This is a genomic window from Petrotoga sp. 8T1HF07.NaAc.6.1, from assembly GCF_016772115.1.
In the GTDB taxonomy this organism is placed as follows: domain Bacteria; phylum Thermotogota; class Thermotogae; order Petrotogales; family Petrotogaceae; genus Petrotoga; species Petrotoga mobilis.
This window is the reverse complement of sequence record NZ_AUPG01000005.1, coordinates 79,222-96,017: the sequence shown is the minus strand read 5'-3', so window position 1 is coordinate 96,017 and position 16,796 is coordinate 79,222. Positions and strand designations below refer to the sequence as shown.

The 16,796-nt window shown below is 33.4% G+C and carries 18 protein-coding genes; all 18 read right to left on the bottom strand.

Annotated elements, in window-relative coordinates; translation table 11 throughout:
- Positions 1–4: 4 nt before the first annotated feature.
- A complete protein-coding gene (locus tag NAAC61_RS04800) occupies positions 5–1,180 on the bottom strand; it encodes an ABC transporter permease (protein ID WP_012209213.1) in 1,176 nt (391 codons plus the stop codon).
- Between the two features lie 3 nt (positions 1,181–1,183).
- Positions 1,184–1,888 carry a hypothetical protein gene (locus NAAC61_RS04795; RefSeq protein ID WP_202695400.1) on the bottom strand — a complete coding sequence of 235 codons (705 nt, stop codon included), beginning with the start codon at positions 1,886–1,888 and terminating at the stop codon, positions 1,184–1,186.
- A 12-nt stretch (positions 1,889–1,900) separates the two neighbouring features.
- Complete coding sequence (mnmE, locus tag NAAC61_RS04790) at positions 1,901–3,259, bottom strand: tRNA uridine-5-carboxymethylaminomethyl(34) synthesis GTPase MnmE (protein WP_012209211.1); 1,359 nt, start codon at positions 3,257–3,259, stop codon at positions 1,901–1,903.
- Positions 3,260–3,271: 12 nt separating this feature from the next.
- Positions 3,272–6,196, bottom strand: a complete 2,925-nt coding sequence (locus NAAC61_RS04785) for a DEAD/DEAH box helicase (RefSeq protein ID WP_202695399.1) — start codon at positions 6,194–6,196, stop codon at positions 3,272–3,274.
- A 7-nt stretch (positions 6,197–6,203) separates the two neighbouring features.
- Entirely contained in the window at positions 6,204–6,905 is a 702-nt protein-coding gene (locus NAAC61_RS04780) for a hypothetical protein (protein ID WP_103065406.1), read from the bottom strand.
- On the bottom strand, positions 6,884–7,381 hold the full coding sequence (locus NAAC61_RS04775; RefSeq protein WP_103065405.1) for a hypothetical protein: 498 nt from the start codon (positions 7,379–7,381) through the stop codon (positions 6,884–6,886). The genes NAAC61_RS04780 and NAAC61_RS04775 overlap by 22 nt, the downstream gene beginning before the upstream one ends.
- Positions 7,382–7,420: 39 nt before the next feature.
- Positions 7,421–7,726 (bottom strand): hypothetical protein, encoded by a 306-nt coding sequence (locus NAAC61_RS04770; protein ID WP_012209207.1) that lies wholly within the window; start codon positions 7,724–7,726, stop codon positions 7,421–7,423.
- 2 nt (positions 7,727–7,728) lie between these two features.
- Positions 7,729–8,424, bottom strand: coding sequence for a sigma-70 family RNA polymerase sigma factor (locus tag NAAC61_RS04765; RefSeq protein WP_012209206.1), 696 nt, complete (start codon positions 8,422–8,424; stop codon positions 7,729–7,731).
- 12 nt (positions 8,425–8,436) lie between these two features.
- Complete coding sequence (gene cheD, locus NAAC61_RS04760; RefSeq protein WP_103065404.1) at positions 8,437–8,934, bottom strand: chemoreceptor glutamine deamidase/glutamate methylesterase CheD; 498 nt, start codon at positions 8,932–8,934, stop codon at positions 8,437–8,439.
- Positions 8,927–9,559: a CheY-P phosphatase CheC gene (gene cheC / locus NAAC61_RS04755; RefSeq protein ID WP_012209205.1), complete on the bottom strand. Its 633-nt coding sequence runs from the start codon at positions 9,557–9,559 to the stop codon at positions 8,927–8,929. The genes cheD and cheC overlap by 8 nt, the downstream gene beginning before the upstream one ends.
- Before the next feature lie 37 nt (positions 9,560–9,596).
- Entirely contained in the window at positions 9,597–10,295 is a 699-nt protein-coding gene (locus NAAC61_RS04750; protein ID WP_202695398.1) for a flagellar brake protein, read from the bottom strand.
- A 92-nt stretch (positions 10,296–10,387) separates the two neighbouring features.
- The gene (locus tag NAAC61_RS04745) at positions 10,388–11,242 is read right to left on the bottom strand and encodes a P-loop NTPase (protein ID WP_202695397.1); all 855 of its coding nucleotides are present in this window, start codon (positions 11,240–11,242) and stop codon (positions 10,388–10,390) included.
- Positions 11,239–11,733: a hypothetical protein gene (locus tag NAAC61_RS04740; RefSeq protein WP_337919732.1), complete on the bottom strand. Its 495-nt coding sequence runs from the start codon at positions 11,731–11,733 to the stop codon at positions 11,239–11,241. The genes NAAC61_RS04745 and NAAC61_RS04740 overlap by 4 nt, the downstream gene beginning before the upstream one ends.
- 5 nt (positions 11,734–11,738) lie before the next feature.
- The gene (locus tag NAAC61_RS11010; RefSeq protein ID WP_202695396.1) at positions 11,739–12,557 is read right to left on the bottom strand and encodes a hypothetical protein; all 819 of its coding nucleotides are present in this window, start codon (positions 12,555–12,557) and stop codon (positions 11,739–11,741) included.
- Positions 12,547–14,679, bottom strand: a complete 2,133-nt coding sequence (gene flhA / locus NAAC61_RS04730) for a flagellar biosynthesis protein FlhA (protein ID WP_202695395.1) — start codon at positions 14,677–14,679, stop codon at positions 12,547–12,549. Before flhA ends, NAAC61_RS11010 begins: the two co-directional genes overlap by 11 nt.
- 18 nt (positions 14,680–14,697) lie before the next feature.
- Positions 14,698–15,831 (bottom strand): flagellar biosynthesis protein FlhB, encoded by a 1,134-nt coding sequence (flhB, locus tag NAAC61_RS04725; protein ID WP_237729773.1) that lies wholly within the window; start codon positions 15,829–15,831, stop codon positions 14,698–14,700.
- Entirely contained in the window at positions 15,753–16,520 is a 768-nt protein-coding gene (gene fliR / locus NAAC61_RS04720) for a flagellar biosynthetic protein FliR (protein ID WP_158245378.1), read from the bottom strand. The genes flhB and fliR overlap by 79 nt, the downstream gene beginning before the upstream one ends.
- 6 nt (positions 16,521–16,526) lie before the next feature.
- Positions 16,527–16,793 (bottom strand): flagellar biosynthesis protein FliQ, encoded by a 267-nt coding sequence (gene fliQ / locus NAAC61_RS04715; RefSeq protein ID WP_012209198.1) that lies wholly within the window; start codon positions 16,791–16,793, stop codon positions 16,527–16,529.
- Positions 16,794–16,796: the final 3 nt, after the last annotated feature.

Genomic DNA, 16,796 nt, shown 5'->3' with positions numbered 1-16,796 from the left:
TTCCCTATGTTTCTTGCGTAGCTTGTAACAAAAGTAATGATGCCAAACAGAAAAAAAGTCCAAAACCTAATAAAATTAGAATTTCAAAGCTTATATCACTTAAGCCATAACCTAATACCGTTATTTTTCTCCAGCCATCTAAAGAGTATTTAACGGGAAATAGGTTCGCAATCTTTTCAAGAATGCTTCCTGTAGGAATTGGAATTAAAGTACCGCCAAATACTAACATTCCTCCAATCATTGCCGTTACAAGGAAGGAAGCTGCTCGAGCAGTTTTTAAAAAAGAAGATAAAAACAAGCCAAAAGAGGTGAAAGAAAATACGGATACTAAAACAAGTAAGATCAAATTCCATGGGTTAGCTTGTGATTGAACACCAAACATTCTAAACATATACCACGAGAACATTCCTGCAACGAAACCTATTATGATGTACGATATTATTTTTGATAAAATGAATTGCCACGTTTTTAATCCATTTGATATGTATAAATCTAGTAATCCAACTTCTCTGGCTTGACCGATGGAAGAGGCTATTCCTATCATAGATAACAAAAGGATTACAACCACCGCAACGATAGGAGCAAACATATCATTAATCCCCAAATTTGTAGTGGGAGAAACAACTAAAGAACCGTCAGAGGCACTTGGTATAAGCATTTTTATCTCTGGTTTGGGCCTCGTTTCGTCGATCCCTATACCTCCTTGAAGTAAGAACTCAGTTGTGGAGCCAACTTTTATTTCTGGTATCCCAGCTAGCTCATCAAAAACAGCTTTAAAACCGGTATAGACCATCATACTGTTCTGAATTTTGTGAGGGTTTGGTATAATGTACAAGACCGTCTGCTTGTGATCAACCAAATCTTGCGTAAAACCTTTTGGAATGATCAGTATGGAATCATAACTTCCTTCTCTAATTATTTGATTCAATTGTTCATCATTTTTAATTTCTATAGTGTTCTCAAAATTCAAAAATTGTTTTATCAAAATGAAACTGAAATTACCTAAAAGACTGTTATCTTCGTTATATAAGGCCAACTGGAAATCTTGTGCCATATCAGCAGGATAGAATGAAGAGCCAAAATATGCTAAAATAACGGGTATTATAATACTTAGTATTAATACTCCTCTATTTCTCAGTACTTTTTTTATCTCATACCACGACATCTTCAAAATTTTCATTGTCTATCTCCTCGCTTCTTCTAAATGTTCAGATATTTTAAGTATGATACTTGGCGATTCATAAAAAGTCAAAGATTCATCCCCCACTAAAAGATATAAACCGTAGGTGTTTATATACGGTTTATGCATAGTGCTCATATTACTTGGCCAGATGAACATATCTCTTATTTTGGGGTAGTACAACTCTTGTTTCTTTTGCAGTTTGAACATTCCGAAATCATCTATTTCATTATAATCAATGAACCTCGTGTAATACCCGCTTCTTAACTTGGTGTTGAAAGCTATACCTTTGTCTGAAAAACCAAATGCAGCAGTGGATAAATTTGTTAATTGATCGATATTTTTAATCTGCCCCATTCCAAAAAAACATACTTCAAAATCCCAATTTTCTTTAGAATGGCCTGTCTCTTTTATATAATCTTTCAAATCGTCAACTATTTTTTCATCTCTCGAGGCAACAAAAATCAAAACCGCTGCCAAAGAGATATATAAAAATATCGGTATATTTGATAGCCCAATTATATTCATAAAAAGCTGCGAGATTAATAAGAGCGCACCTTCTGTGATGAATGGTTTGGCTCCCCTCTTTTTAAGCATAAAATACGAAACAATTAAGCCTATAGAAGATAGTCCAAAAAAGTACCAACCTTTTATGAAAAATTGTATCAAGGGGATTAGTCCAAAAAAAATTGAAACTAACAGATACATATATTTTACCTCCTACTTTCCAACACAGAATGTGGAGAAGATTTTATCCAGTAATTCTTCAGTATAATTTTCCCCAGAGAGTTCGTAGATCTTTTCAAGTGCTTTTCTTACGTCATACATAATTATATCGTTAGAAAAACCTTTCTCAAGCGAATTAATGGCGTTTAAAACAAACTCTTTAGATGATTCTAAAGTTATCTTTTGCCTTTGGTTAGTTAGAGTTGGTTCTTCTATGTTGACCTTCTCAAAAAACTTTTCATAAATCTTATTTTCCAAATTTTTAATTGCTCCGTTCTTTGCAGAAATTATAACAAAATCATTTGGATTTTTTTGTTTCAAAGATAGATAATTATTCTCTGTAAAATTAGGAGAGTCGGATTTATTCAATATAATTATAACAGTTTTATCTCCCAATTCATTTAATTTATTATAAATTAGTTCGTCTTCCTGGGTGAAAGGCGTTGTACCATCCAAAACAAACAAGATTAGATGAGAATTCTTTATAGAATTTATGGTCCTTTCTATTCCAACCCTTTCCAAGGTATCTTCTGTATATCGTATTCCGGCTGTATCTATGAGCCTTATGTATATGCCGTTTATGTTCAAGTTTTCTTCTATTGTGTCCCTAGTTGTCCCAGGAATATCAGTTACAATCGCTCTATCTTTTCTCAAAAGGGCGTTTAACAAGGTACTTTTCCCAGAGTTCGGCTTTCCTACTATAACTGTTCTTACACCTTCAACGGCTATAATACCGTTCTCAGCTTCTTTTAGTAGTTGATTCATACTATTTACGATATGGACTAATTTGTTTTTTAAATCGTGATCTTCAAATTCTATGTCATCAGGATAATCCATTTCTACCTCGATCTGGGCTGAGATATTTAGCAAACTGTTTTTTATGTCTTTGATTTTTTCCGAAACAGCATTTTTAAGTTGATTAAAAGAGGCTTTTAAAGAGATTTCCGTCTCTGAAGTAATCACATTGTTTACAGCTTCTGCTTTTATGAGATCCATCTTACCGTTTAAGACAGCACGTTTTGTAAACTCCCCAGGTAAAGCTTGTCTTGCCCCATATTTTATAATCGTATTGAGTACAGCATAAGTGATAAGTTTACCACCATGGCAAAATATTTCAAGCATATCCTCCCCTGTATAAGAGTGAGGCTGTGAATGGTAAACCCAGGTAATCTCGTCGACTTTTTCTCCTTCTTTATCGTAAAGCCAACCATAGTACATCTTCTTAGGTGTATATTTTTTTCTTTTTAATGCTTGGTCTATTATGTTTTTAACGTGATCGCCAGAAATTCTTACTACCCCTATGGCTCCCGTACCAATCGGAGATGAAATGGCTACTATTGTATCATTCAACACATTTTTCACCTCTTAAGAAAAAACCTTTTCCATATATTTCATATGATCTTTTGGCCCATAACTAATGAGTTCTTTCGTTTCTGGATAAAAGGTAATCTTTCTTGAATATTTGTTGTACTTTTCAATGACAGGATTTACATCATTTTCGAATTTAAAAGATATGTAAGTATCTCCTATTTCTATCTCTTTAATGCCTTCCATATTGGCTTTAACTTTTATCAAAGCGTACTGAAACAATCTCTCAACTTCTTCTGGAAATTTACCGTATTTATCGCGTATTTCAGACCTTATATCCTCAACATCATCAACTGTTTTAGCCACCGATATTCTTCTGTATATTCTCATTCTTTCAATAGAATTAGAGATATATGATTCTGGAATAACTAGGGAACCTTTTATACCTTTTATTTCTGTGTAAGTTTGAGGTTTTTGAATTTCTTCTTCCTTTTTAATTCCATATTCAAACAAAATTTTATTCAACATCTCATGGTACAGATGGTACCCTATCGCGTTAATATGACCTTTTTGCTCTATTCCCAATATATCCCCGTATCCACGAATTTCTAAATCTCTCAAAGCAAGCTTTAATCCACTTCCTGGTTCATTGTACTGTTTGATCGCTTCCAGCCTTTTTTTAGTTTGAGGGGTGACTTCTTTTTTAAAAAGAAAGTAGACAAAAGCTCTTCTGTTAGATCTTCCAACTCTTCCTTTAATTTGATACAACTGAGAGATTCCATACCTTTCTGGGTCATCTAGGATAAGGGTATTGACATTGGGTATATCTATTCCATTTTCTATTATTGTTGTTGAAAGAAGGAGATCAATATTTCCATCGTACAAATCGCTTATAGATTTTATAAACTCCTTTTTTGGTGTCCCGCCATGAACCATTGCTATCTTTATCTCTGGGACAAGGATTCGCAATTTTTTATGCAGTTCATTCAATTCCTGAACTCTGTTGTGAATATAGATTACTTGTCCACCCCTAGATTTTTCTCTCAAAATAGCCGTGCGTACTAACTTATCTGAGTATTTCCCAATAAATGTTTGAATGGGTAACCTACCCACAGGCGGCGTCGATATCGTGGAGATGTCTCTTAAGCCGCTGATAGACATGTATAAGGTTCTAGGTATAGGAGTGGCGCTCATCATAAGGAAGTTTACTCCATCACTTAACTTTTTGAATTTCTCTTTCTGAAGTACACCAAATCTTTGTTCTTCGTCTACTATAACTAATCCCAGGTTTTTTACCTGCAATAAATCTGATAATAAGGCGTGCGTCCCTATTACTATATCTACTTGACCTTTTCCTATACTTTCAAAGAGGTCTTTCTTTTCTTTTTGAGTTTTATGACGGGTAACTAAAGCTATCTTAATTCCAAAAGAGTCCATTCTTTGTTTGAAATTTTCGTAATGCTGCTTGGCAAGTATCGTTGTAGGAGCTAATAATAGCACTTGGTAATTTGAAACAACCGTTCTGAAAGCTGCTCTCATTGCAACTTCAGTTTTACCAAATCCCGAATCACCTGACAACAATCTATCCATCGGTCTTTCACTTTCTAGATCTCTCATAACCTCTTTGATACTTTTTTCTTGGTCAGGTGTTTCGACGTAAGGAAAGGTTTCTTTGAATTTTTCTTCCAATTCAGGATCTCCAAATAGTTGTATTCCTCTTTGATTTTCCCTTAAGGCATAGATCTTTTGGAGCTCTTCTATCTTTTGTTTAATCTCTTCTTTTACCTTTTGCTTTGTATTTTTCCAGCTTTTACTGTTCAAAGAAGATATTTTAACGGATTCTGGGTCTCCGATGTATTTAGATAGTTTGTCTAACCTACCTACTGGGACATATACCCTTGAATTATCGGAGTATTCTAATGTTACAAACTCTCTCAAACCCAAAAGAGTCTCAACTTTGTTAACGCCGTGATATATTCCTATCCCATAATCTTCGTGTACTACCAAGTCCCCATCGTTTAGATCTTCCCAATCAAGAAGAGGTATATACTCTAACCTTTTATCTTCCTTTTTGGATTTTATAAAATAAATCTTTTCTAAGGTAAGTTTAACTTCTTCATATTTTATTTTGTTTAAAATTTCAAGGTTATGTCCAGAAAACATTTTATATATTTTTCGTTTTAGTTCAGTGTCACACATTTCATAATTTTCTTTTTCTTTTTCAGAGTAAGAGTTTATGATTTCTTCTTTGTTGATTAAATAAATATCTCCATCTTCATTAAGATAACTAAATATTGTGTTTTTATCTTTGTAAAAGATTCCCGGAAGGGTATTGAATTGGTCGAGAGTCAGAAACTCTTCTTCATTTGTCCCATTAAGATATTTTTTTAATCTCTCCTCATAAAATTCTAAGTTGTGATCAAATTTCATAATTTCAGATCCTGGAATTATCTCAACTTCTTTTAAATTTTCAATAGACCTTTGGGAATAAGAATCAAAAAAGGATATTCTATCTATTACTTCATCCCATAACTCTATTCTAACCGGTTGTTCGTAAATTGGAATGAAAAAGTCTCTGACAAAACCTCTTTTAGAATATTCTCCGGGACTAGTTACTTCTTCTGAAAGATTGTATCCTAAATGGTAAGGAACGTTATGATCAAGATCGAACGTATCTCCAACTTTGATCTTTTTGCTTACAAATTCGTTTTTAGGCAAGGTGTACCTTATTAAGGATGAAAAGGTAGTTAAAACGGTCACGTTCTTTTTCGTTAATAAGGCATGTAACGTTTTCATCCTCTTTGCTTTGATATTTGGAGAGATATCCAGATTTTCAAATGGAAATATGTCAAAATCTGGATAAATGAAAACCTCTTCCTCATCGTCAAAATCTTGGAGATATCCATCAGGTAAAACTAAAATTTTTTGTTTGTTAACTTTTTTTAGCGAATCTAGAAAATTTATAAGTTCTTTTCTAATCAAATCAAAGTTACCTCCTGATAAACTTCAAATACTTCTTATTGGTTTCAGAATCGAGAAAAACGGCACAATCAAGGTAGTCAGTAATGTCTGCTTTATTATTTTTGAGAAAACATATTAATTTTTCACCTTTCCAATAGTAATTTATCTCTTCTGCTATGGGAACTTTAATACAAAAACCTAAGAACGAAAGCTTTATCTTTTGCATTTTTTTTGATGATACAATTTCTTGGGCTAACTGTAAGATGTATTCCTTTGAAACAGGTCTTTTTAAAGCCTTTCTAATTGGTTTAACTACTATTTTTTGAGGGACACTTTCTTTAATCTTAAATTCTATCATTTTTGTCGTATTTGGGATTGCACCTGTTGGCATTGGAACATTTATTAAGCTGACTCCCATCTTAATTTCACTCTCTTTAATATTTATACCAGATAAAGAAGAATTTTTAATTATACTAATCTTAATAAAATCAAAATTATTTATTTTTTTTGGTAAAAAGTGATCTATTTCTTCAATAAAGTTAATTCCCCCTTCGCCCCATGGGAGTTCTGTTATCTTTACCAACTCGTTAATACCAATGGTTTTTATTTTTAGGTTTTGGGTTTTTGAAGATAGAAGTTGAAAACTTACGTTCTGGAAAGGCACGGAATTTATAGGGGTATACAATGAAAGATTAACTTGATTGATAGTTATTTTTCTTTTGAGGAACATATATACACCAAAGCCTCTTTTAATCGAGTAAATGGTTCAAAGATATCAAAAATCTCTATGTAGGATTTAAGCTTCTTCAACGTAAGAGAATCTAGAACTTTCGAAGAATAAAATCTTAAGCTAGAATTTTGATTTATGGGAATTATACCTTCTTTTTCTTTAACTTCAAAGCCTTTATCACTACTTACTTCCATTATATACATTATAACTTTGTCAATATCAATATAATTTATTAGATCGCTGTCGTCCGTTAGTATTAAGTCCACATCGTGAGGTGAGTATAATTCTTCGCTACTTAGTATCTGAAAGGCTAAATAATTTTTTAGGTTCGATCCATAAATTATTTTTTGGATTTTGGAAGGTTTTATCGGTTCTGTGTATTTAAAGGAAACAGGGATACCGTTTTCATTGAGAATCAATAATCCACCTGAAAACATTTCGTCTTCTGATTTATATATTGAAAAATAACCTAACATAATTTTTATTTCTCCTTCCCCACCCATAAGGATAGATACTTATAACCTTAAATCCAAAAGTTTACCTCTGTACTCATCCACTACAAGCCTCTTTACACTATTTTTGTTTTCAGTACTCTGGGATCTCTGAGAAAAACCCCCGCTGGATGATTTGTTATCAACATTTTTCTTTTCAACTTGATCTTTACTCTTTATCCTTTTTTGTAGGTTTTGAGAATATTCACTCGCTTGTTTAACTAGCAACATATTTTTAGCTGCATCATAAGAATGAGATATCGCCTGGACATTGTTTGCTACATCTATAGATTTGGTCACTAATATTTGTAACTCATGAAGTGAAGCCATATTTATTCACTTCCTTGAATCATCTTTTTTAATTTCACCAATATTACTGAGTGTAACTGGGAAACCCGTGATTCACTTATTTCTAAAACACTTCCTATTTCTTTAAAGGTTAAGCCTTCGTTATAGTATAGAGAAAGTATCAATTTTTCTCTTTCTTCCAATTTCTCGATACTTTCTGTTAATTTATCATGTAACATATCTTTATAAGCCAGTATTTCAGGGTCGTTTTCTTCTTGTATATCTTCAAGCCAGGTATCTTCTTCATTGTTTAAAAAGTACTCATCCAATTGAAGAATCTGCCTTTTGCTCAAGGAGAACTTTATTTTATCTACATCATTTTTTTCAATATGAAGTTTTTCTGCCACTGAATTATCGTCTATGTACTCATTATCTTTACATTCGTAAATCAAATCTTCGTACTTTTTTACTAAACTTCGAACGTCCTTTGGAAGCCAATCTATTCTCCTCAGATAATCATACATTGAACCTTTTATCCTTTTTAGAGCGTAGGTGTAAAAGGAAGTACCTTTTTCCGGGTTGTATCTTTTATATGATTGAAGTAATCCAATAATCCCCTCCTGAATCAAATCCTCTAATTCTATATTTTTTGGTAAAGTGGTTTTCAGATTCAAAGCTATAATCTTTATTTTTGGCAAAAACTCCATTACCAGTTGTTCTTCATTAATTTTGTATTTCATATATTTGCCACCTTAAATTACTGCGATTTCAACTTTTTCTCCCCCGCCGACCTTCTTAACTTTTAATTCTCCATTAGCGATGTTAAATTCAACACTTCTAGCTCTATTTCCTCCTGTATCTTCAGAAATTATTTTTATGTCGTTTTCTTTCAAAATTTGTCTTACGGCTTCAACGTTTTTGGCTCCAACATTCAAAGAATTATTCGAATTTTGGAACATAGCTGCCCCCCCTGCTATCTTAGCTTCCAGATATTTAACGTTTCCACCCAAATCTATAATTCCATCTATTATTGCTTTTATCCCTGTATCTGCGTATTTACCGATCTTTTGATCTTTTTTATTATCTCTACTTTCAGGAAGCATGACGTGGACTAACCCTCCAATGAGGTTTTTCTTATCTCGCAAACAAACGGCTACACACGAGCCTAACCCTAATGTTACCAAAATAGCTGGATTTTTATCTACGATGTATTCACCAATTCCTATTATTTTTTTCTTGCTCTCAGTCATTATTCGTCCCCATTCCTAAGGATTTTAATAATTTTAAAATATTTTGTTCGTCTGATAAATATATCAAGAAGCCTTTTACGTTCCCTTCATACTCTTCCATGTTTATTTCTGTTCTAATTAAAATTACAAAATCGCTCCCTTCAGTAACCATGAGGGAAGACTCAGAAACTATAGCTGTTAACATATCTACGGTAATTTTTGGAGGCAAGGAATGTATGTTCAAACCTGTGAAATTCGAAAGCGCAGATATATAAGAGCTACACATAATATTACCAATTTCACCTATGGCCGAAGAGGTCATTTCATCAATTTGGGTTAAGTCTTGTGGTCGGGGGAGCATTAACAACTCTAAAATATTTTTCATCTCTTCAGTTCCTAGCAGAAACAAAATCGCCCCATGAAGCTCTCCACCAATTTCTACCATGGACCCGGCTGTTATATCCTCAGGATCACTAAACTCCTCCCATAACTCTGAAATCGGTAAAATTTCAGCAGAGGGAACTGTGATATCTATTTTTTTGTTCAACATGGTTGATATAGCTGTCGCCGCATTACCTGCACCTATGTTTCCTAATTCCTTCAATGCATCCAATTTCTGTTCGTTAATCTCATCATAGATTGACATTAAACTTCCCCCTTTTTGATATGAAAAAGGTACTGTATCAAATCTTTTTAAATGACTCCCGCTCTAATTTGAAAACGAACCTCACCAGCTCTTCTTCTTTTTCTCTTGTTAAGTTTAAAAACTTAATTCCATAAATGTATTCACCACTTGTAGTTTTTCCAATAGACCTAACAACCTCGGATTCCATGTTTTCAAGTCTGATCTCATTTTTTAATGCTAAATTTATTATTATCTTTTGTCCGGCTTTCATCTCTTTAGAGGTAACGATGGCCAATCCCCCGGCGCTGAAGTCTTTAGTGATAAAACGGTATTGACTGGGTTGAACATTCACTTGGTTTACATTATTTTCTTGCTCCTCTTTGAGATAAAAGGTACCTTCTTCAGAAACAGGGATCCTGGCATGTTGCCTTCTTTGTACTCTAACAATTGTTTCAGGAATATTTATAATAAGGTATCTGATACTTCCTTCTTTTCCACTGCTGTAAACTTTGCTTTTGAATAAATAAACAGCCCTTGAAGAGTATGCTCTTACTTTTAGATTGGTACCTCGAAAAATTTGCAGATAAGCCCCTTTAAAAATAGGCATTCCAATTTTTGCTAGATTGCTGCTGAAGTCGTGTTCGTATAGGATACTTTTATAGACTCCTTGAATTCCTTTTTCTTGAATTTCCAAATCCAAAGGCATATTAGTGTATAAAACATTCTTTGAGCTTACTTTTTCGACAAAATCAGACATCTTAAACTCCTTTTCTATCTATTCTACAGCGCCCCTTCACCCCGCTGCTCGCCCTTCTAAGGAAGGAAACTGGGGTCCCTTCGCTCCGAACATCAATGATCTTTTCCAAACATTTCTCTTAATCTCTGCGTAAAATTAATATGGGAAGAGGTTTCGATATTCAATATATTGGAAGTTATCTTTTTTATATCTTTCGAAAATTTACTGTTTTCTTTCAATGAAATTAAAGGTATCTGTCTCTTCACACTCATATGAACATTTTCATCGTAAGAAATTTCATGGAAGTTATTTATTTCTCTGTTTAAAAACCTTTTTGCAGTTCTACTTAAGACGGATTTAACCATCTCCACTTCGTTTTTATTTTTGATCATATTTAGAATTAACTCTATTTCCCCATTTACATTCAAAACAGACAAAGCTTTCAGCAGGGTGTAAGCGTTAACTACCGCTGTTGGTTCGGGAACAGTTATTAGAAATATCGTATCTGAATTTAGATAAAAATTATTGAGTTTTTCAGAATAACCTGCACCTACGTCTATTATAAAAAAATCAACTTCTTTCAACAAATTTAAAAATTCATCCATGATCGAATCGGTAAAATTATTTTGAAAGATCTTCCAATCTGTGAAATCAAAACCGCTACTGATTATCTTAACGCCATACTCTGTGTCTTGAACGCACTCATTGAAGGTTACATTTCCCTTCATATATTCGCTCAACGTAACCTTTACAGTATTTCCCATCAAAATAGACGCATTTGCGAAACCGGCATCAGAATCAAATAAAAGTATTCGTTTCCCATGTGTGGCTAAATCAGCAGCGATATTCACTGACAATACCGACTTGCCTACTCCTCCCTTTCCACTTACAACTGTTATAATTTTCGTTTGTATGTTAGAAAAATCTTCCCTTAAACCAGCTGCTTGATTTGAAAATATTCGGTTCATTTAAATACCTCCTCCACTGCTGCATGGGTCAGCCATTCTTTAGAAGGAAATTTCAAATCTTCAGGAACTCTTTGACCGTCTGTTATCCCCAACAAAGGTAATTTAGAATATTCCAGAAAAGAAAATAATTGCCCATATGATGACGTTTCATCCATCTTTGTAAAAATTAATGCGTTGGGTTTTAGATAAGAAAAATTATCGTAAATATGCATCATATCTTCACAATTGGTGTTGGAGGATACTAGCATTATATTGTAATCAGGGTTAACTACATCTTTAAAAACTTTGAGTTCACCCATCTGTAAGTTGTTCTTATGGCTTCTTCCGGCTGTGTCTATTAGAATTACGTCAAAATTCAAAAGTGATTCCACAGCAATTTTAAGGTCAGACGGGGTATAACAAATGTTAAGAGAAATACCTAATATATCTGCATAAGTTTTTAGCTGGTCAGTTGCAGCTATTCTGTACGTGTCGATTGTAATTAATGCAATTTTTTTTATTCATTTTTTTTTAAGTTAGCGGCTATTTTTGCCAATGTTGTCGTCTTTCCCACTCCTGTGGGACCTATAAACATAACTTTATTCTTTACATCACCAAAATTTAAAATTTCAAAGCTTTGATAAAGTTTCTTTTCAAATCTGGTTCTTATAATTTCTTGATTTTTCCAATTTTCTTCAACTTTTAAATCGTTCAATTGGTTTAAAAAGGACTCAATGAAAGTTCTTGAATACGATTTTTCGTATAGCTTATCTTTTATATCTTGAAGATAAAGATTGTTCACTTCCATTTTTTTATTCAACTTTTCAACCATATTCATCAACTCTTGTAATTTCAGACTATCTTTGATCTCACTTTCAGAAGGTTCCCTTTCAATGTGTTGACGATAAAATGATTCAGCACTTTTGTCTATCTTAGAGGATATTTCTCTACTCGTTTTTATAAACTCTGTTAAATCGTCTTTCGAATCCTTATAATTAGGTTCTTTATTACTTTTAAAATACGAAGGTGCTGATATTTTTTCTTCTCTTTCTTTTTTTCTATAAAATTCGGGTGTATTCCTTTTTATTAGATCGTTTAGCGTATAGGTACTATCAGATTCTTGTGTAGATTTTTTCGATTTTTGAGGTTTGTATTCGGGATTTTTGTTTTCCTCACTCAAAACAGTTACTTCAAGGTATTTCTCTCCACCAATTCCAAAGAAGCCACCCTTTTTTACTTTTTTTGTATCTAAAATATAGGCATCTTCTCCAAATTCTCTTCTTATCTTTTCCATTGCTTCAGAAATCGTTTTTACTGTAAGTTTTTTAATTTGCATTGGATCTTTCACCTTCTATTTTCACTATCTCATTCACGTTTAGAGAAGTGTCCGAGGGTATCTCTTCATACGCTACAATACTGATGTTTTGTATAAATTTTAATGTAAATCTGGCAAACGGATATCTTATGTTTTTAGAACAAATCAATATAGGGTTAAAACCTTTCATCATCATATTTTCCAGAGATTTAGATATTTTTTGTACCAAAATATTCGAATATTCTGGTTCGAGTATAATAACCCTTCCCGAATCGGCTTCCCTTATCGATTCAGCTAATTTTTTCTCTATAGTTGGATCCAGTGCGGTGACGTGTAATTCTCCATCATCAGATTTTAAATTTTCAACTATTTGCCTCCCCAATGATCTTCTAACATACTCTACTAAGTTCTCGATATTGTTACCGTATTTATCAACTGCTTCTATCAAACTTTCAAAAATTAAAGAAAGATTTCTTATCGAAACCCTTTCATACAATAATTCACTTAAAACTTTTTTTAGTTCATGCATTTTTAGCATCGTTGGAATTAAGGTATCTACTAGATTAGCATAATTAACTCTCAATCCATCTATCAATATTTCTATTTCTTTGGTTCCAATAATTTCATGGGCATATTTTTTAATGGTTTCGGAAAGGTGAGTGGCGAAAACGCTGGGGGCATCAACAGTTGTGTAACCTTTTTCTATAGCCTCCTCTTTTAAACTTTCATCTATCCAAAAAGCTGTCAACCCAAAGGCTGGCTCCTTTGTCTTTATACCAGGCAATTCTTCAGTCGCCATACCTGAGTTTATAGCAAGAAGTCTATCGGGGATCAATTCAAATCTACCAACTTCAACGCCTCTTAATTTAATAACGTATTCGTTCGAACTTAATAGAACGCTGTCCCTTATTCGAATAGGAGAGATTACTATACCCAATTCATAAGCTAATTGTTTTCGAACAACGGTTATCCTATCTAAGAGGTCTCCACCTTGATCGGGATCAGCTAAAGGTATCAATCCATAACCAATATCTACCTCAATTGTATCCCCTTGTAAAACTTCTGAAACTTCTTCTGGAGTTGTAAGAGGTGGTGAAAAACCGCCAGAAACACCTCTTTTTTCAGCTTTTGGTGCAGTTGAGCTTCCAATCCCTCCACCACTAGAACCTGTTGTTTCGTAAGCTAGCTGGCCTTCGTTAGCTTTATTCGCATAAGCTACAAAAAGTAAACCTCCTCCTAAAATCAAAGATGGAAAAACTGGGATTGGTGTTAACAAACCTAAAAATATTATTATTCCACCTGCTATATTTAAAACCCTTGTATCAGAAGTAAGTTGTCTTATTAAATCTACCCCAAAATTATCTTTTGAAGCGGCTCTTGAAACTATCATACCCGCAGAGGTTGAAATTAACAACGCAGGAATTTGAGCAACTAGTCCATCACCAACGGTGAGTAAGGCGAATACTTCTGCTGCTTCAGCGATCGTCAGTCCCTGCTGTAAAATCCCAATTAATAAACCTCCAACTAAATTGATGAGGGTTATTATCAAACCGGCTATTGCATCCCCTCTCACAAATTTACTAGCTCCATCCATCGCACCATAGAAGTCGGCTTCTCTTCGTATGTCTTCTCTTCTTTGTCTAGCTTCTTCTTCGTTAATCAACCCTGAAGACATATCAGCATCTATACTCATCTGTTTACCAGGCATGGCATCCAAAGTGAACCTTGCGGCTACTTCCGATATTCTTTCTGTTCCTTTAGTTATTACGAGAAATTGAATTATAACGAGTATCAAAAAGATTATGATTCCCACAATATAATTTCCACCAACAACAAAGTCTCCAAAGGCTCTAACAACTTTTCCTTCGAAATTTTTACCGTTTAAGAGTATCAAACGAGTAGAAGAAACATTCAACGCCAACCTAAAGATAGTCATAACTAATAACAAAGATGGGAAAATAGAAATATCCAATGCCCTTTTCAAATATAATGTAGCCAATAAAATCATTATCGAAACGATTATGTTTAAAAGTTGCAAAAAGTCTAGCAAAAACGTAGGAATAGGTATTACCATCAACACAACTATTCCAACAATAAGTATGGATATTACTGCATCTAACCCTTTTATTCTAGTAAAATTCATTGCTATCCCCCCAATGAATTAATAACTGAGGTTGTAGACGTAAGCCAGTACCTCTGCAACTAAGGTGTATAAATCTTCTGGTATTTCTTCGTTTAAATCAACTTTCTCATAAATTTCTCTTGCCAAAGCAGGTCTTTCTAAGATAGGGATTCTATGTTTAAAAGCAATCTCTCTTATTTTAAATGCAACTTCATCTTTTCCTTTTGCTACAACAATGGGCGCATGCATTTCTTCAGCATTATACTCTATGGCAACAGCATAATGAGTAGGATTGGTGATGACAACGTCCGCTTCAGGGACTTTTTGCATCATTCTACTCCTTGCTAAATTTCTCATCATTTCTCTTTGCCTTTGTTTAATTTCAGGGTTACCTTCTATTTCCTTTCGTTCTTGTTTGACCTCATACTTACTCATTTTAAGCTCTTTTTTATATTCATACCTTTGGTACCAAAAATCAAATAGGCTGAGAAGAAGTAAGGCTATTCCTAATTGAAACAGTACATTAATCACTAAATCAAAAATCACATTAAAAGAAAAAGCAGTTTCTTCCTCTGCCAAAGAGAGTATCTTAAACCAATTGACTTTTATTATATTATAGATTAGCAATCCTAATATGGTTAATTTTAAAAGTGCCTTTATAAGCTCCACCACAGATCTTAATGAAAATAGCCTTTTGAATCCTTTAATGGGGTTTATCTTGCTCAGATCCAATTTTAAAGATTTAAAAGTAAACAAAAATTTGGTTTGGATCATTCCCAAAAGGGTAGAAACTACAACGGCAACAACAAAAAACAGTATCAATTTCATGTATAAGTTCATGTGTGCTGTAATCTCATATCCAAGCAAATCTGTTGGTGAATAGTCTAAATCTAAAGATAAATAATCATAAAATACCTTAAAAATATCGTTAAGGAGTGGCTCAAATATTATCCACAAAAAAAGCGAAATTGATAAAAAACTAACCGCCATGTTAAATTCATTCGATTGAGGAATGTTTCCCTCTTCTCGAGCTTTTTCTAAACGTCTAGGTGTTGGATCCTCAGTTTTATCTGGATCCGCAAAAAGTTGAAGGTTTATTGAAATAGAAGGATCATTGAATTTTTTATCCATTCCATTAGTTGAAAGAATAGAGTAGTAAACTGATCTTCCCAAATCAATATCACTCCTAAGAAAAGTAAAAATCCTACCAGTATTTCTAGTGGGATACCCACCATAAAAACATTAACCTGTGGGATCAATCTAGAAACTATTCCCAAAGCAACTTTCAAAAGGATCATAAATGCAATAAACGGCATCGAAAGTTGAAGTCCTATAGTGAATACATCAAATAATTTTTGGGAAAAAACCATAAATCCGTCAGGCGCTAGAGTAAAAACCACGGGAACCTTGTTGAAAGAATCTATAATTATTGAGTATAAAATTAAAGGTCCTTTAAAGATAAAAAAAAGCAACATACTGAATAAAAATGAAAGCTCAGAAACCAAAGAAACTTCATCGCTAGTTACTGGGTCAAAAACATTTGCCATGGCAAATCCCATTTGTATACCTATCGTTTCACCTGCAAATTGAAAGGCATAAAACAAAATATTAGCAATTAATCCCACACTACTTCCAAAAACAAAATTCATTAACAAATAAAATATTATTACTAAAGGCGATGAATTTATAGGAAAAGTACCGTTAACCTCAAATAACACCAAATAAGAAATAAAGAGCGTTATAAAAACTTTTATATGAACGGGAACAAAAGTAGTACTAAAAAAAGGAATAAAAAAGGTGATTCCAGCCACTCTAGCAAAAATGAAAAAATAAACCCATAGTTGGTATGTTAAATTTTCCAACTCCAACTAAATCATCCCTAAATAATAAGTGAATAACTCGAATGAAAAATCTGATAAATTTTGCATTATCCAAGAGAACATCAAAACCAACGCTAAAAAAGTTATTATAATTTTAGGAGCAAATGTCAACGTCTGCTCGTGAAGCTGTGTAACGGCTTGAAATATACTGATAATCAATCCTACAGCCACACTTATTATTAAAATTGGAGAGACCACTTTTAGAAAGAGCATTATACCGTTTTCAAAAATCTCAATTAGTACCTCTTCACTCATGAG

Excerpts from the sequence above, each read along its gene's own strand:
- NAAC61_RS04750 (WP_202695398.1), bottom strand. The coding sequence starts at position 10,295 with ATGTCTGATTTTGTCGAAAAAGTAAGCTCAAAGAATGTTTTATACACT.
- NAAC61_RS04765 (WP_012209206.1), bottom strand. The coding sequence starts at position 8,424 with ATGAAATACAAAATTAATGAAGAACAACTGGTAATGGAGTTTTTGCCA.
- NAAC61_RS04795 (WP_202695400.1), bottom strand. The coding sequence starts at position 1,888 with ATGTATCTGTTAGTTTCAATTTTTTTTGGACTAATCCCCTTGATACAA.
- fliQ (WP_012209198.1), bottom strand. The coding sequence starts at position 16,793 with ATGAGTGAAGAGGTACTAATTGAGATTTTTGAAAACGGTATAATGCTC.
- NAAC61_RS04745 (WP_202695397.1), bottom strand. The coding sequence starts at position 11,242 with ATGAACCGAATATTTTCAAATCAAGCAGCTGGTTTAAGGGAAGATTTT.
- NAAC61_RS04780 (WP_103065406.1), bottom strand. The coding sequence starts at position 6,905 with ATGTTCCTCAAAAGAAAAATAACTATCAATCAAGTTAATCTTTCATTG.
- cheC (WP_012209205.1), bottom strand. The coding sequence starts at position 9,559 with ATGTCAATCTATGATGAGATTAACGAACAGAAATTGGATGCATTGAAG.
- NAAC61_RS04775 (WP_103065405.1), bottom strand. The coding sequence starts at position 7,381 with ATGTTAGGTTATTTTTCAATATATAAATCAGAAGACGAAATGTTTTCA.
- NAAC61_RS04770 (WP_012209207.1), bottom strand. The coding sequence starts at position 7,726 with ATGGCTTCACTTCATGAGTTACAAATATTAGTGACCAAATCTATAGAT.
- NAAC61_RS11010 (WP_202695396.1), bottom strand. The coding sequence starts at position 12,557 with ATGCAAATTAAAAAACTTACAGTAAAAACGATTTCTGAAGCAATGGAA.
- flhA (WP_202695395.1), bottom strand. The coding sequence starts at position 14,679 with ATGAATTTTACTAGAATAAAAGGGTTAGATGCAGTAATATCCATACTT.
- NAAC61_RS04800 (WP_012209213.1), bottom strand. The coding sequence starts at position 1,180 with ATGAAAATTTTGAAGATGTCGTGGTATGAGATAAAAAAAGTACTGAGA.
- cheD (WP_103065404.1), bottom strand. The coding sequence starts at position 8,934 with ATGACTGAGAGCAAGAAAAAAATAATAGGAATTGGTGAATACATCGTA.